Here is a 14,020-nt window from a genome sequence, read left to right as displayed (position 1 = left end):
GCCGCTCACCACCGCACCGGCAGGTGACGGACCCCGCGGATGAGGAGGCCGGGCACCCACTCCCAGGGGTCGCCCTCCGGGTCCAGTTCGAGCCGGGGGAAGCGGTCCAGGAGCGTGCGGAGCGCGATCCTGCCCTCCAGGCGGGCGAGCGGGGCGCCCAGGCAGTAGTGCATACCGTGGCCGAAGGCGAGGTGGCCTCGGGTGTCGCGGCGGATGTCGAAGCGGTCGGGGTCGGGGAAGCGGGCCGGGTCGCGGTCGAGCGCGCCGATCGCCACGAGGACGCTCGCGCCCGCCGGGATCTCGGTGCCGCCGAGGGTGACGGGCTCGCGGGTGAAGCGGAAGGTGCTGGTCTCCACCGGGCCGTCGTACCGCAGGGACTCCTCGATCGCACCGTCGAGGAGGTCGGGGTCGGCGCGCAGGGCGGCGAGCTGCTCCGGGTGGGTGAGCAGGTTGCGGACGGTGTTGGAGATGAGGTTGACCGTGGTCTCGTGGCCGGCGATGAGCAGCAGGTAGGCCATGGCGCGGAGTTCGGGCCCGGAGAGCCGGTCGCCGTCCTCGGCGCGGGCGGCGATGAGGCCGGAGAGCAGGTCGTCGGCGGGGCCCGCGGCGCGCTTGTCCTCGATGAGCCCGTCGAGGTAGCCGCCGAAGCCCTGCAGGGCGCCCAGGTAGCCGTCCTCGCCCGCAGGGGTGACGAGCTCGTTCGACCAGTCGCGGAAGGTGTCGCGGTCCTCGGCGGGGACCCCGAGGAGTTCGCAGATGACGGTGATCGGCAGGGGGAAGGCGTAGGCGTCGACGAGGTCGGCGCGCCCGGCCGGTTCCATGGCGTCGGCGAGTTCCCCGGTGAGCCGCTCGATGCGGGGGCGCAGGGCCTCGACCCGGCGACCGGTGAAGACACCCGTGACCAGTCGGCGGAGCCGGGTGTGGTCGGGGGCGTCCGCGGCGAGGAGGTGGACGCCGATGACGTCCTCCTCCGGCGGCCGTACGCCGACGACGGAGGGGGACTTGGCGAGCCGGGGGTCGGCGAGTGCGGCGCGCCCCTCCTCGTGGCCGACGACCAGCCAGAACTGGTAGCCGTCGGGCATGCGGACCTCGTGGACCGGGCCGGACGTACGGAGCTTGGCGTAGTAGGGGTACGGGTCCGCGGTGAAGTCCGCGCCGTACTCCCCCAGTTCGATGACGGACATCTCAGCAGACTATCCGACCGACCGATTACGCCTCCTCGTCCAGGAGACCTGCTTCATGGACGAGGAGCGCGATCTGGACACGGTTGTTGAGGCCGAGCTTGGCGAGGACGCGCGAGACGTGGGTCTTGACCGTGGGGACGCTCATGTACAGCTCGGCGGCGATCTCCGCGTTGGAGCGGCCCTTGCCGACGGCGACGGCCACCTCCCTCTCGCGTACGGCCAGTTCGGCGAGGCGTGCGGTGATCGCGGCACGCCGGGACTCCTCGCGCCGGCCCGGCCGGTCCTGCTCCCCCACGACATGGGTCATCAGCTGGCGGGTGACGGCCGGCGAGAGCACCGGGTCCCCGGCGGCGACCCGGCGGACGGCGGCGAGGATCTCGACGGGCGGAGTGTCCTTGAGGACGAAGCCGGAGGCGCCGGCCCGCAGGGCGCGCAGCACCTGCTCGTCGGCGTGGAAGGTGGTGAGGACGAGGACCTCGGGGGCGCCGGGGAGCGCGCGGAGCCGTTCGGTGGCGGTGAGTCCGTCGACCTGGGGCATCCGGATGTCCATGAGGACGACGTCCGGGGCGAGCCGGTCGACGAGCTCGGGGACCTCGCGGCCGTCGGCTCCCTCGCCGACGATCTCCAGGTCCTCGGCCCCGCCGAGCATGAAGGTGAGGCCCGCGCGGACCAGGGGGTCGTCGTCGACGATGAGCAGCCGGATGGTCATGAGGGCCACGGTAGCCAGGCGTGCACGGCGAACCCCCCGCCGGGGGCGGGTCCGTGCTCCAGTCGGCCGCCGGCGAGGGCGGCGCGCTCGGTGAGCCCGATGAGGCCCTGGCCGGAGCCGGGGACGTGCGGGACGGGTCCGGCGGGCGCGGGGTTGTGGACGGTGACGTCGAGGCCCTCGCCGGGCCGGCCGCTGACGGTGACGGTGACCTTGGTGCCGGGGGCGTGCTTGCGGCAGTTGGTCAGGCCTTCCTGGGCGATGCGGTAGGCGGTGCGGCCGGTGGAGGCGGGGACGGCGGGCGCGCCCTCGGTGGTGTCGACGTGGAGCTCCAGGACGATGTCCGCGCCGGCCTCGCGGGACTCGGCGACGAGCGCGTCGAGGGTGGCGAGGGTCGGCTGGGGCCGGTCGCCGTCGCCGTTCTCGCCGGGGGCCCGCAGGACCCCGATGATCTCGCGCAGGTCCTGGAGCGCCTCGTGGGCGCTGTCGCGGATGACGCCGGCGGCGCGGGCGATCTGCTCGGGCGGGGCGTCCGGCCGGAACTCCAGGGCTCCCGCGTGCACGCTGAGCAGCGTCAGCCGGTGGGCGAGGACGTCGTGCATCTCGCGGGCGATGGCCTCGCGGGCGAGCCGCTGGGCCTGGGCGGCGCGCAGTTCGGCCTCGGCCTCGGCGCGGCGGGCGCGCTCGCGGAGGGCCTCGACGAGCTGGCGCCGGGAGCGGACGAGCATGCCCCAGGCGGTGACGAGGAGGATGAGGACGAAGCCGAGGACGACCGCGATCCCGGCGTTGAGGGTGGGGTCGGGGCGGACGAAGACCTGGACGGTGGAGGCGGCGACGGCGAGCGCGCCGATCCAGGCGACCTCGCGGAAGGGGCGGCGGACGGCGACGCTGAAGAGGCTCGCGAGGACGGCGCCGCCGGCGACCGGGGCGACGACGCTGAGCAGGGAGAGACCGACGGCCAGTCCGACGGGCCAGCGGCGGCGCAGCCAGAGGGCGCAGCAGGCGGCGGCGCCGGCGAGCTGGTCGAAGAGGATGACGGGCTCGCTGCTGTACCCGGAAGCGGCGTCGGCGGCGATGAGTCCGACGAGGGCCGCGAGGAGGAAGAGCGCGGTGTCGACGATCCAGTCGCGGACGGTACGGCGGGGCCTGGCCGCGCCGCTCTCGCCCGGTTCGACCAGGTGGGAGGGGAGCAGCCAGCGCTGTCGTTCCGTACGGGTCATATCGGCAATGTACGCAGCTGGGGCCCCGCGCGGATGAGGGTCGGCGCCGACCGCTACTTAAGTCGCACGGGTCGATACTTCGGTAGCGGCGGTCGTGGCCGGGAGGCGGACGCGGCCGGAACGGCCACCCGACCATGATCGGATCATGAAGAGATTCCTTGAGGTGGCCGGCTTCCTGCTCGTCGTGTTCGGTGTCTGCGGGGTGATCCGCGAGCTGACCGACGGCTGGTTCAAGCTCATGGGCCTGACCCGCTTCCTGACCGAGAACGTGTGGTTCATGGAGGGCCGGGAGGTGTTCGTGAACATCGTGATCGCCGCGCTCGGCCTGGTCCTCATGATCGTGTCGGACCGGGTGCGGAAGTCCTGATGACCGCGCTCCCTCGGCAGGACGCCCGCTAGCGGGCGTCCTCGTCGGCCGCCCGCCGGCCCCAGCTGGTCCCCGCGAGGACCAGCACCGCGCCCGCGAGGCCGAGGATCCCGGGCCGGTCGCCGGCGAGGGCGATGCCCGCGGCGGCGGCCCAGAGCGGCTCCGTGCCGAGGAGCAGGCTGACCCGGGAAGGGGAGCTGCGGCGGACCGCCCACATCTGCACGAAGAAGGCGAAGAGCGTGCAGAAGACGGAGAGGAAGATCAGCCCGGCCCACTCGCGGGGACCGAAGTCGAGGGCCGTGGCCCAGGGGGAGGCGCCCGTCCCGGGGAAGGCCGCGATGACGGCGAAGACGGCGACGGCGGAGCCGAGCTGGACGGTGGTGAGGGAGAGCGAGTCGGCCGACCGGACCGCCTTGATCCGGGACATGGCCAGGACGTGGACGGTACGGGCGAGGGCGGCGAGCAGCATGAGGAGGTCGCCGAGGGACGGCGCGGTGAAGCCGCCGCCCTGGGTGAGCAGGACGACGCCCGTGACGGAGAGCGCGGCGGCGGCGAGGAAGGCGCGGGGCGGCCTGACCCTGGTGACGGCGGCCTCGGCGAGCGGGGTGAAGATCATGGTGAGGCTGATGATCAGACCCGCGTTGGTGGCCGAGGTGTGGACGACTCCGTACGTCTCCAGGAGGAAGATCCCGCTGAGGATCAGCCCGAGGGTGCCGGCGCCGCGCCACTGGGGCGCGGTGAGCGCGCGCAGCTTGCGCCATCCGGCGACGACGAGGACGGGCAGCACCACCGCGAAACGCAGGACCAGGACCGCGATGACGGTGTGGGTGGTGGTGATGCCCTTTGCCGCGAGATAGCTGGCGCCCCAGACGACGGCGACGAGCAGGACGGGCAGGTCGGTGAGCCATGCGCGGCGCGGGGCGCCGAGGGTCACGGGGGCGGCGAGGGAGGACATGACGGCCGTTTCTCCAACTGTTCGGACGAGGTGGAGACTTCGACGGCTCGCACGCGGAGCGATCACGCTACCGGGACAGGCCTGTGGTGGCTACACCTTTCAGGGGCCTCGCCGGTCGGGGGCCGCCGTCCGGGCGGCCGGCGAGGCACGGCTACGCGCTCTCCAGGGCCTTGCCCACCAGGTCCAGCTCGTCGGGCATGACCGCGATCAGGACCATCCCGCCGGACGACGCGTACTCCAGGATCCGGGATCCCGGATTGATGGACATCCCCTCGCGCGTGGAGGGCGCGCGCGTCCCCGTCCGGCGCAGATCGGTCGGCAGCGCGAGCTCCCGCCCGCCCCAGGAGGCCTTCCAGACCGGAGGGCCCGCACCGATCAGCAGGCGCCCGGCCCGCCAGCGGGAGCCGTGCGCCGACCACTTGAGCATGCAGGGAACCCCGGCCGCCTCCCCGGCGGCGACGGCGGCCGACCGCTGCCGCCGCTTCCGGTTCACCAGCCACCCGACGAGGGCGGCGACCGCGGCGAGAAACAGTAGTTCGATCACACTCGCATTCAAGCAGGCGATCGGGGCGGAGTCGGCGTCCGATTCCTGCCAGCACCCCGACGCGCGTCCGAGTTTCCTTGAAACCGCAACCACTTACGGCTTCTGACGGAGGTTTCGGGATGTCCACGATGAACGGCACGGCCGTACTGGTGACGGGCGGCAGCCGCGGGATCGGCGCGGCCACGGCGGTCCGCCTGGCCCGGGAGGGCGCCGACGTGGCCTTCACCTACGTACGAGGCGAGGCGGCGGCCGCGAAGGTCGTCGCGCGGATCGAGGCGGCCGGGGGCAAGGCGCTGGCGCTGCGCGCGGACGCGGCCGACGCCGGGGACGCGGCGGGCGCGGTGGAGCGGGCGGCGGACGTCCTCGGCCGGCTCGACGTCCTGGTCAACAACGCGGGCGTCGGGGTCGTCGGCCCGCTGGAGTCGCTGACCCTGGCGGACGTGGACCGGGTTCTCGCGGTCAACGTCCGGGCGGCCTTCCTCGCCTCGCAGGCGGCGGCCGGGCGCATGGCGGAGGGCGGCCGGATCATCACGGTCGGCAGCTGCATGGCCCAGCGGGTGCCGGGCCCGGGCGGCACGCTGTACGCGACGAGCAAGGCGGCGCTGATCGGCCTGACGAAGGCGCTGGCCCGGGAGCTGGGGGGCCGCGGCATCACGGCCAACCTGGTCCACCCGGGCCCGGTCGACACCGACATGAACCCGGCGGACGGACCGTACGCGGAGAGCCAGGCGGCGATGACGGCGCTCGGCCGCTTCGGCACGGCGGAGGAGGTCGCGTCGATGGTCGCGTTCCTGGCGGGCCCGGAGGGCCGGTGGGTGACGGGGGCGGAGTTCGCGGTGGACGGGGGGCACGCGGCGTGACCTCGGGCCCCACGGGGCCAGGGGTCGGGGGGCGGGCCGGGGGTCCGTGGACCGGGCGGTCGCGCCCATGCGGCGCGCCTGCCCCCGGGGTCCTCGGGCCCGAGCCGGGGTGCGGGTGGCCTGGCGTGCCGCCTGGCCACGGTGCCCACCAGGACCGGCGAGTGAGCCGAAGGGCGCCGCCGGGGGAACGGCCCCGAGCGCGCGGAGGCCCCCGAGGAACGAGGGGGTCGAGCACGGTCGGGGCCGTGAGCCCGGCTTTGGGCGCCCGGAGGCGAACCGAGCCCAAAAAAGAAGGAGGGCGCACCGGTGCTGTCGGGTCGGTGCGCCCTCGCGGACCGGGCGGGGTGTCGTGCCCGCCCAGTTCATGGAGGAGCCGGTGGCGTCAGCCGCCCAGCTCCTGGTGGCGGGCGGTCAGTCGGGCCGCGCCGGACTCGGTGAGGGAGCCGAAGAGGCGGAGGCGGGAGATGCCGCCGTCCGGGTAGATGTCGATCCGGATCCGGGAGCCGACCGCCGGGGTGTCGAGCACGAACCGGTGGTTGGTGTCGGGCTGGAGGCGGGTCCGGGGCAGGATCTCGGTCCAGTCCTCGGAGCCCTCGGCCGCGACCGACAGGGCGGCCCAGCCCGCGCTGTTGCCCTTGAGGTAGGCGGTGTCGATCTCGACGGCGCGGATCTCGGACTCGGCGACGAGCTGGTAGCGGATCCAGTCGTTGCCCTTGTCACGGCGGCGCCGGGTCTCCCAGCCGTCGTCCATCTTGCGGGAGCGGCCCGGCTGGATGGTGTTGGTGGCCGGGGAGTAGAAGCGGTCGGAGGCGTCCTCGACCTGGCCGCCGTTCTCCAGGGCCGCGAGGTCGAAGGTGCCGAGGACGGCGAGCCAGCGCGGGTCGGGGGCGACCTCGCCGTACACGCGGAGGCGGGCGATGCCACCGTCCGGGTGCTGGTTCACGCGCAGGTGCGTGAAGCGCTGTTCGACGTCGACGGCGAAGCCGTTGGCGGCGTGACCGCCGACGGCCGTGCGCGGGACGAGCGTCGTCCACTTCACGTCGTCGGCGAGGAGCTCCTCGGGCGAGGGCGAGCCGGCGACCGAGGTGGCCTCGACGGAGACGGCCTGCGGGTAGTTGCCGCGGAAGTGGGCGGTGTCGACGACGATGCCGCGGACGACGCCGGGGGCGCCGAGCCGGACGAGCGCCCAGTCGTGGTCGTCCTGGGTGGGGTGCGGCTGCTGGGCCGAGACGCCACGGCGGCGGCGGGTCTCCCAGCCGTCCATGATCTTGCCCTTGTGGCCGAAGTGCTCGGGGTCGAACTCGGCGGGCTCGGGCTTGAGGAGGTTCTCGCGCTCGGCGAAGAACTCGTCGTTGGCCGCGACGACACCCGCGCCGAGTCGCCGGTCGGCGAGGTCCGCGTACTGGGTGAAGGGGAAGTCGGCGGTGCGGTAGTCGGCGTACGGGTCGCCGCCTCCGAAGGGGCTGGCGTCGCCGGTGAAGGAGGGTATGCCGGTGCTCACGGGTCAGTTGTTCCTTTCGAGGAGGCGGCCGGAGGGCTCGGCGAGGGTGCCGTGGTCGACGATGCGCTCTCCGCGCAGCCAGGTGGAGGCGACGACGCCGCTGAGGGTCTTGCCCGCGTAGGCGGTGATCCTGTTGCGGTGCTGGAGCTCGTCCGGGTCGACGGTGAAGGTCGCGTCGGGGTCGATGACGGCGAAGTCGGCGTCACGGCCGGCCTCGATGGCGCCCTTCCGCGTGAGGCCCGCGAGGCGGGCGGGGGCCTCGGACATCCAGCGGACGACGTCCTCCAGGGAGTGGCCGCGGCGCCGGGCCTCGGTCCAGATCGCGGGGAGGCCGAGCTGGAGGGAGGAGATGCCGCCCCAGGCGGAGGCGAAGTCGGGGGTCTTGAGGTCCGCGGTCGACGGCGAGTGGTCCGAGACGATGCAGTCGATGACGCCGTCGGCGAGCCCCTGCCAGAGGGCGTCCTGGTTCGAGGCCTCGCGGATCGGCGGGCAGCACTTGAACTCGGTCGCGCCGTCCGGGACCTCCTCCGCGGTGAGCGTGAGGAAGTGGGGGCACGACTCGACGGTGATCTTGACGCCCTCGGCCTTCGCGGCGGCGATCAGGGGCAGCGCGTCGGAGGAGGAGAGGTGCAGGACGTGGACGCGGGCGCCCAGCCGGCGGGCCTGGTTGACCAGGTTCTCGATCGCCGTGTTCTCGGCGTCCCGGGGGCGGGAGGCCAGGAAGTCGGCGTAGGCGAGACCGGACTTCTGCGGCGCGGCGGCGAGGTGGTGGGGGTCCTCGGCGTGCACGATCATCAGGCCGTCGAAGCCCGCGACCTCGGCGAGCGAGTTCGCCAGCTGCTCCTGGTCGAGCGACGGGAACTCGTCCACGCCGGACGGCGACAGGAAGCACTTGAAGCCGTAGACCCCGGCGTCGTGCAGCGGGCGCAGGTCCTTGACGTTGTCGGGCAGGGCGCCGCCCCAGAAGCCGACGTCGATGTGCGCCTTCGTGCGGGCGACGTCCTGCTTCACCCGCAGGTTCTCGACGGTGGTCGTCGGCGGGATGGAGTTCAGGGGCATGTCGAGCAGCGTGGTGATGCCGCCGGCGGCGGCCGCGCGGGTGGCGGTCCAGAAGCCCTCCCACTCGGTCCGGCCGGGGTCGTTCACGTGCACGTGGGTGTCCACGAGGCCGGGCAGGACGACGTCGTCGCCGACGTCCTCCAGGCGGGCGCCGGCCGGTACCTCGGCGTCGTAGGGCAGTACGGCCGCGATCGTCCCTCCGGAGACGGCGATCGACGCCGGGCGCGTCCCCTCGGGGGTGATGACGCGAGTCGAGCGCAGGACCAGGTTGACGTCCACCCGTACCCCTTCTTCTGCTTCAAGCACTGCTTCTTCTTCAAGCACTGCGAAAAATTCAACGAACTGTTGAAGAAGTCTTCACTCAGAGACGACATGTCGTCAAGGGCACACTTCCAGCATGGACCGCCGGCCAACCCGACTTGGATGTTTCCACAAAGTGGAATGGAAATTCCGTACAGTAGAACGTAGCTCCACACAGGTGGGGCGGACCCGGACCCCGCCGAGCCCTCCCCGACACCGGACAAACACCCCCTGACCGGCGCGTACACCGGTACCGGGGCCAGGTGCCCCGGCCGGTGGCCCGGTAGGCTGCTGACTTGCCCGCCTGCCTCGAAAGGACCGTTGACGTGCCGACGTCCAGCGCCAGCACCACCGACGCCGCCAAGCCCGCCGCCGCGAGCGGAGGCGTCCAGTCCCTTGAGCGTGCCTTCGACCTCCTGGAGCGGATGGCCGACGCCGGAGGCGAGGTCGGGCTGAGCGAGCTCTCCGCCAGCAGCGGACTGCCGCTCCCCACCATCCACCGGCTGATGCGCACCCTCGTCGCCTGCGGCTACGTGCGCCAGCAGCCCAACCGGCGGTACGCGCTCGGCCCCCGCCTCATCCGGCTCGGCGAGTCGTCCGCCCGGCTTCTCGGCACCTGGGCCCGCCCCTACCTGGCGCGGCTCGTCGAGGAGACCGGCGAGACCGCCAACATGGCACTGCTCGACGGCGACGAGATCGTGTACGTCGCACAGGTGCCGTCCAAGCACTCGATGCGCATGTTCACCGAGGTCGGCCGGCGGGTCCTGCCGCACTCCACCGGCGTGGGCAAGGCGCTCCTCGCCCACACCCCGGCGGAGGAGGTGCGCGCGCTGCTCGCCCGTACCGGCATGCCGGCCGCCACCGAGAAGACCATCACCACGCCCGACGGCTTCCTCGACGCCCTCGAAGCGGTCCGCGCGACCGGGTACGCGGTCGACGACAACGAGCAGGAGATAGGGGTCCGCTGCCTCGCGGTGCCGGTCCCGGACTCCCCCACCGCCGCGGCGATCTCGATCTCGGGCCCGGCGGGCCGGGTCACCGAGGCGGCCACGGAGAAGATCGTCCCGATCCTCCAGCAGGTCGCCCGCGAACTCTCGGCGGCCCTCGCCAACACGACGGGCAACGGCCAGGGCTGAGCCCGGGCCCGCACCCGTCCCGTACCGCCAGGCACACGGAAGGGCGCCCGGAACCCCGAAGGGTTCCGGGCGCCCTTTCCGCGTCCCGGGGCACGCCCCCTGCCGTCAGGCCCGCACCGCCTCCGTCAGCCGCCCGTCCCGGACCGTCGCCGTGCGGTCCGTGCGCGCCAGGTGGGTCCGGTCGTGGGTCACCAGCACCGTCGCCGTACCCCGCTCGACCGTCAGGCCCGCGAGCAGGTCCATGACCGCCGCACCCCGCTCGTGGTCCAGGGCGCTCGTCGGCTCGTCGACCAGCAGCACCGACGGTTCGTTCATCAGGGCCCGCGCGATGTTCACCCGCTGCCGCTGGCCGCCCGACAGCTGGTGCGGGCGGCGGTGCGCCTGGTCCGCGAGGCCCACCGCGTCGAGCAGGTCCATCGCCCGGCCCCGTACCGACTTCGGCGCGCGCCCCGACAGATGCGCCATCACCTGGAGCTGCTCCGCCGCACTCAGCGAGGGCAGCAGGTTGGGCTGCTGGAAGACGATCCCGATGTGTTCGCGCCGCAGCTCGGCGCGGGCGGCCGGGCCGAGCCGCCCCGTGTCCGTCCCGGCGACGACGACCTGTCCGCTGTCCGGGGTCACCAGGGTCGCGGCGACGGCGAGCAGGCTGGACTTGCCGGAGCCCGAAGGGCCGACGACGGCGGTGAGGGTGCCGGCGGGGACGGTCAGGGAGACGGAGTCGAGGGCGGTGAGCCGGCCGTCTCCGTCGGGGTAGGTCAGGGTGACGGCGTCGAGGAAGAGGCTCATCGGGCGCTCCCGAGGGCGGTGAGGGGGTCGACGGCGGTGATCCGCCGGATGGACAGGGCGGCGCCGAGGACCCCGAGCACGACGATCACGGCGGCGGGCCCGAGCACGGTGAGCGGCTCCAGGACGAAGGGCACGTTCCCGCCGCTGACCAGGGCTCCGATGCCGACCGCGAGGGCGGTGCCGAGGAGGGTGCCCGCGGTGAGCATGAGGACGGCCTGCCCCAGTGCGTCCTTGAGGAGGTACGGGGTGGAGGCTCCGAGCGCCTTGAGGACGGCGACGTCGCCGCTGCGCTGGATCGTCCAGACCGTGAAGAAGGCCCCTATGACGAGGGCGGAGATCGCGAAGAGGAAGCCCCGCATGAGCTGCAGCGAGCCGTTCTCGGCCTGGTAGGACCCTATGGCGGTGAGCGCCCCTTCGACGGTCCGCGCCTCGGTCTTCGCGGCCTCGTCACCGGCCGCCCAGTCGACCCCGTCGCCGCTGAGCGCGATGACGGTGGCCTGCTCCTGCGGGGTGGTGCCGCTGTGCCCGAGCCTCTGCCAGTCGCCGAGGGAGGTCCACACCACCGGGGTGTGGCTGTACGAGGCGTCGCCGGACACGGCCGCGACGGTGGCCTCCAGAGGGCCGATGCGCAGCGCGTCGCCGGCGCCGATGCCGAGCTCCTCCGCCGCGGACTCCGACAGGACCGCCTTCCCGGCGCCGACGCCTCCGGGGGCGAGCCCGGACCCCGGCTCCGTACCGAAGGCGGAGACGGCTGCCGTCCGGTCCCCCGCGGCTGCGTTGAGGGTGCGGATGCCGAGCGGCGCGGCCCGCGTCACGCCCGGCCGCTCGGCCCAGCCGTCCCACTGGTCCTCCGTCACCGTCGAGTTGGTGAAGGAGACCGACTGTCCGGACGGCGGCGCGGCGAAGGCCAGCCGGTCGGCGGGCAGGCCGGTGATCGCGGAGATGTTCTCTCGCGCGAGCCCGGCGGTCAGCCCGGACAGCAGCCCCACGAGCAGGGTGATCAGGACGATCACGGTGCCCATGAGGGCGAACCGCCCCTTGGCGAATCTCAGGTCTCTCCATGCCACGAACATGCTGACCAGAGTGGTCCGCGGAGGGCCACCCGGGCATCGCGCCACGGATTGCTCCACAATCAAACTTTCGGTTGAGTCCGGATTGTCCGTTCCCCGCGGAACCGCTGTCTAGGCTGGAGAGGACATGGACTCCCCTGCTTCCCTCCACCCCGCCCGGCGTTCCCTCACCCCCGTCCTGCGCGCGCTCCGCCTCTGTCTGCACCTGCTGATGGCGGGCCTGCTCGTCCTCGCGGCCATGCGGTCCGACTCCACCGCCGGGACGGTGATGGCGGTGGTCGTGGGCGCGGTCTACGCAGCCGGCTCGCTGCTGCCGTCCGTGGCCGGCTCCCAGCGGGCCGCCGCCGTCTGGCTGGGCGTCCTGGGCGCGTCCTGGCTGGGGCTGCTCTGGCTGACGCCCGACGCGCTGTGGGTGGCCTTCCCGCTGTACTTCCTCCAGCTCCACCTGCTGCCCACGCGCTGGTCACTGCCGGCCGTCGCCCTGACGGCGGGCGCGGCGATCGTCTCGTACGTGGGCCACGGCGCCACGCTGAACCCGGGGGTCTTCATCGGACCGCTGCTCGGCGGCGCGGTCGCGGTGGCGACCGTCCTCGGCTACCAGGCCCTGTACCGGGAGAGCGAGCGGCGGCGCCGGCTCATCGAGGAACTGATCGAGACCCGAGCGGAGCTGGCGGCGGCGGAGCGGCACGCGGGGACGCTCGCCGAGCGCGAGCGGCTCGCGCGCGAGATCCACGACACGCTCGCGCAGGGCCTGTCCTCGATCCAGTTGCTGCTGCGCGCCGCCGAGCGGGCACTGCCGCCGGGCTCGCCGGCCGCCGGCCACATCGACCGGGCGCGGCAGGCGGCGCAGGACAACCTGGCGGAGGCACGGCGCTTCGTCCGCGCGCTGTCGCCGCCGGACCTGGAGCACGGATCGCTGGCGGCGGCCCTGGAGCGGCTGTGCGAGCCGGGGGCAGGAGCCGAGGCGTACGGCTCCCGCGAGGCGGACCCCGGCCCCACCGAGTACGGCTCCCACGAGCCGGGTGCGGCTACCGAGGCGTACGGCTCCCACGAGCCGGGTGCGGCCGGGCCGCGGGTGCGTTTCTCGGTGAGCGGGACGCCGGCCGAGCTGCCGACGCCGTACGAGGTGGCGTTGCTGCGCATCGCGCAGTCGGCGCTCGCCAACACGGTGCGGCACGCCTCGGCCTCGCGGGCGGAGATCACCCTCTCGTTCATGGACGCCTCGGTGACCCTGGACGTGGTCGACGACGGCAAGGGCTTCGACCCCGGCTCCGTACGGCAGTCCTCGGAAGGCGGCTTCGGGCTTCCGGCGATGCGCTCGCGGGCCGAGTCGCTGGGCGGGACGTTCACCGTCGAGTCGGCACCCGGCCAGGGCACGGCGGTTGCCGTCTCCCTTCCCCTCCCCGCAGGAGTCCCCGCATGACGACCATCAGGCTTCTCCTCGCCGACGACCACCCGGTGGTACGGGCGGGGCTGCGTGCGGTCCTGGACACGGAGCCGGACTTCACGGTGGTCGGCGAGGCCGCCACGGCCGAGCGGGCCGTGGAGCTGGCCGCCGCGGGGGGCGTGGACGTGGTCCTGATGGACCTCCAGTTCGGCGCCGGGATGCACGGCTCGGAGGCGACGGCGGCGATCACGGCCGCGCCGGGCGGGCCGAAGGTGCTGGTCCTGACGACGTACGACACGGACGCCGACATCCTGGCGGCCGTGGAGGCGGGCGCCTCCGGCTACCTCCTGAAGGACGCGCCGCCGGAGGAGCTGGCGGCGGCGGTACGGACGGCGGCGGCCGGCCAGTCGGCCCTCGCCCCGGCGGTGGCCCACCGGCTGATGGACCGGATGCGCACACCGGCGGAGGCGCTGACGAAGCGGGAGCTGGAGGTGCTCCAGCTGGTGGGCGAGGGCCTGTCGAACCAGCAGATCAGCAAGGCGCTGTTCCTGAGCCAGGCGACGGTGAAGTCGCACCTGGTCCACGTCTTCGCGAAGCTGGGCGTGGACTCACGGACGGCCGCCGTGGCGGCGGCGACGGCCCGGCGGCTGATCAGGCGGTGAGGCCGTCCGTCCGGCCCGCGGCCGCCGAGTCGGCCCGGGCGCCCATCAGGTCCTGGAAGGACTGCATGCACGGCAGGCAGTGTCGGTCGGTACGCACCCCGTCGGCGTCGCGGTCGACGCTCTGACCGCAGAGGCTGTTGCCCGCCTCCTTGGCGATCACGTGCCAGACCAGAAGGCCGCTGGAGTCGTCGGGAGCGATGTGCATCTCGTACATGGCAGGTTCCGTTCTTCCGGTGTCCTGCTTCCCAGCCAACTCGTGCCAGGCGGCACCGGCACGGCGGCC

At 73.5% G+C, this 14,020-nt stretch carries 15 protein-coding genes; 5 read left to right on the top strand and 10 right to left on the bottom strand.

Annotated elements, in window-relative coordinates:
* Positions 1-5 precede the first annotated feature (5 nt).
* The 3 genes from IE124_RS05240 to IE124_RS05230 are packed head-to-tail and all read right to left on the bottom strand — an operon-like array spanning position 6 to position 3,110.
* Positions 6-1,184 (bottom strand): cytochrome P450 family protein, encoded by a 1,179-nt coding sequence (locus IE124_RS05240; protein ID WP_189505252.1) that lies wholly within the window; start codon positions 1,182-1,184, stop codon positions 6-8.
* Positions 1,185-1,209: 25 nt separating this feature from the next.
* Positions 1,210-1,893: a response regulator gene (locus IE124_RS05235; RefSeq protein ID WP_189505250.1), complete on the bottom strand. Its 684-nt coding sequence runs from the start codon at positions 1,891-1,893 to the stop codon at positions 1,210-1,212.
* Positions 1,890-3,110: a sensor histidine kinase gene (locus IE124_RS05230; protein WP_189505247.1), complete on the bottom strand. Its 1,221-nt coding sequence runs from the start codon at positions 3,108-3,110 to the stop codon at positions 1,890-1,892. The genes IE124_RS05235 and IE124_RS05230 overlap by 4 nt, the downstream gene beginning before the upstream one ends.
* Positions 3,111-3,255: 145 nt before the next feature.
* On the opposite strand from IE124_RS05230, the gene IE124_RS05225 reads away from it, so the two are divergent.
* Positions 3,256-3,477 (top strand): hypothetical protein, encoded by a 222-nt coding sequence (locus IE124_RS05225; RefSeq protein ID WP_056647430.1) that lies wholly within the window; start codon positions 3,256-3,258, stop codon positions 3,475-3,477.
* A 28-nt stretch (positions 3,478-3,505) separates the two neighbouring features.
* Here IE124_RS05225 and IE124_RS05220 read toward each other — a convergent pair whose 3' ends face one another.
* Positions 3,506-4,432, bottom strand: coding sequence for a DMT family transporter (locus tag IE124_RS05220; RefSeq protein ID WP_189505245.1), 927 nt, complete (start codon positions 4,430-4,432; stop codon positions 3,506-3,508).
* Between the two features lie 151 nt (positions 4,433-4,583).
* On the bottom strand, positions 4,584-4,976 hold the full coding sequence (locus IE124_RS05215; RefSeq protein WP_189505243.1) for a hypothetical protein: 393 nt from the start codon (positions 4,974-4,976) through the stop codon (positions 4,584-4,586).
* Between the two features lie 119 nt (positions 4,977-5,095).
* On the opposite strand from IE124_RS05215, the gene IE124_RS05210 reads away from it, so the two are divergent.
* Positions 5,096-5,836, top strand: a complete 741-nt coding sequence (locus IE124_RS05210) for an SDR family oxidoreductase (protein WP_189505241.1) — start codon at positions 5,096-5,098, stop codon at positions 5,834-5,836.
* Positions 5,837-6,218: 382 nt separating this feature from the next.
* Here IE124_RS05210 and alc read toward each other — a convergent pair whose 3' ends face one another.
* Together alc and allB are read right to left on the bottom strand one after the other, a co-directional pair.
* On the bottom strand, positions 6,219-7,337 hold the full coding sequence (alc, locus tag IE124_RS05205; protein ID WP_189505239.1) for an allantoicase: 1,119 nt from the start codon (positions 7,335-7,337) through the stop codon (positions 6,219-6,221).
* A gap of 3 nt (positions 7,338-7,340) precedes the next feature.
* Positions 7,341-8,675, bottom strand: coding sequence for an allantoinase AllB (allB, locus tag IE124_RS05200; RefSeq protein ID WP_189505568.1), 1,335 nt, complete (start codon positions 8,673-8,675; stop codon positions 7,341-7,343).
* 347 nt (positions 8,676-9,022) lie between these two features.
* Here allB and IE124_RS05195 point away from each other — a divergent pair, with 347 nt between their 5' ends.
* Positions 9,023-9,832: an IclR family transcriptional regulator gene (locus IE124_RS05195; protein WP_189505237.1), complete on the top strand. Its 810-nt coding sequence runs from the start codon at positions 9,023-9,025 to the stop codon at positions 9,830-9,832.
* 105 nt (positions 9,833-9,937) lie between these two features.
* On the opposite strand, the gene IE124_RS05190 is transcribed toward IE124_RS05195, so the two are convergent.
* A complete protein-coding gene (locus IE124_RS05190) occupies positions 9,938-10,618 on the bottom strand; it encodes an ABC transporter ATP-binding protein (RefSeq protein ID WP_189505235.1) in 681 nt (226 codons plus the stop codon).
* The gene (locus IE124_RS05185; protein ID WP_189505234.1) at positions 10,615-11,691 is read right to left on the bottom strand and encodes an ABC transporter permease; all 1,077 of its coding nucleotides are present in this window, start codon (positions 11,689-11,691) and stop codon (positions 10,615-10,617) included. Before IE124_RS05185 ends, IE124_RS05190 begins: the two co-directional genes overlap by 4 nt.
* A gap of 124 nt (positions 11,692-11,815) precedes the next feature.
* Here IE124_RS05185 and IE124_RS05180 point away from each other — a divergent pair, with 124 nt between their 5' ends.
* Both IE124_RS05180 and IE124_RS05175 read left to right on the top strand, forming a co-directional pair.
* The gene (locus IE124_RS05180; RefSeq protein ID WP_189505231.1) at positions 11,816-13,111 is read left to right on the top strand and encodes a sensor histidine kinase; all 1,296 of its coding nucleotides are present in this window, start codon (positions 11,816-11,818) and stop codon (positions 13,109-13,111) included.
* Positions 13,108-13,737, top strand: coding sequence for a response regulator (locus IE124_RS05175; protein WP_189505229.1), 630 nt, complete (start codon positions 13,108-13,110; stop codon positions 13,735-13,737). Before IE124_RS05180 ends, IE124_RS05175 begins: the two co-directional genes overlap by 4 nt.
* Here IE124_RS05175 and IE124_RS05170 read toward each other — a convergent pair.
* Positions 13,727-13,951 carry a hypothetical protein gene (locus IE124_RS05170; RefSeq protein WP_189505227.1) on the bottom strand — a complete coding sequence of 75 codons (225 nt, stop codon included), beginning with the start codon at positions 13,949-13,951 and terminating at the stop codon, positions 13,727-13,729. The genes IE124_RS05175 and IE124_RS05170 overlap by 11 nt on opposite strands.
* Between the last annotated feature and the right edge of the window lie 69 nt (positions 13,952-14,020).

It is taken from the genome of Streptomyces narbonensis (genome assembly GCF_014649015.1).
GTDB classification, from domain to species: Bacteria; Actinomycetota; Actinomycetes; order Streptomycetales; family Streptomycetaceae; genus Streptomyces; species Streptomyces narbonensis.
Note: the sequence above shows the minus strand (reverse complement) of the source record. Positions and strands in the feature narration are given on the sequence as shown.

Excerpts from the sequence above, each read along its gene's own strand:
- IE124_RS05230 (WP_189505247.1), bottom strand. The coding sequence starts at position 3,110 with ATGACCCGTACGGAACGACAGCGCTGGCTGCTCCCCTCCCACCTGGTC.
- IE124_RS05220 (WP_189505245.1), bottom strand. The coding sequence starts at position 4,432 with ATGTCCTCCCTCGCCGCCCCCGTGACCCTCGGCGCCCCGCGCCGCGCA.
- IE124_RS05235 (WP_189505250.1), bottom strand. The coding sequence starts at position 1,893 with ATGACCATCCGGCTGCTCATCGTCGACGACGACCCCCTGGTCCGCGCG.
- IE124_RS05225 (WP_056647430.1), top strand. The coding sequence starts at position 3,256 with ATGAAGAGATTCCTTGAGGTGGCCGGCTTCCTGCTCGTCGTGTTCGGT.
- IE124_RS05175 (WP_189505229.1), top strand. The coding sequence starts at position 13,108 with ATGACGACCATCAGGCTTCTCCTCGCCGACGACCACCCGGTGGTACGG.
- IE124_RS05185 (WP_189505234.1), bottom strand. The coding sequence starts at position 11,691 with ATGTTCGTGGCATGGAGAGACCTGAGATTCGCCAAGGGGCGGTTCGCC.
- IE124_RS05180 (WP_189505231.1), top strand. The coding sequence starts at position 11,816 with ATGGACTCCCCTGCTTCCCTCCACCCCGCCCGGCGTTCCCTCACCCCC.
- IE124_RS05190 (WP_189505235.1), bottom strand. The coding sequence starts at position 10,618 with ATGAGCCTCTTCCTCGACGCCGTCACCCTGACCTACCCCGACGGAGAC.
- IE124_RS05170 (WP_189505227.1), bottom strand. The coding sequence starts at position 13,951 with ATGTACGAGATGCACATCGCTCCCGACGACTCCAGCGGCCTTCTGGTC.
- IE124_RS05240 (WP_189505252.1), bottom strand. The coding sequence starts at position 1,184 with ATGTCCGTCATCGAACTGGGGGAGTACGGCGCGGACTTCACCGCGGAC.
- IE124_RS05210 (WP_189505241.1), top strand. The coding sequence starts at position 5,096 with ATGTCCACGATGAACGGCACGGCCGTACTGGTGACGGGCGGCAGCCGC.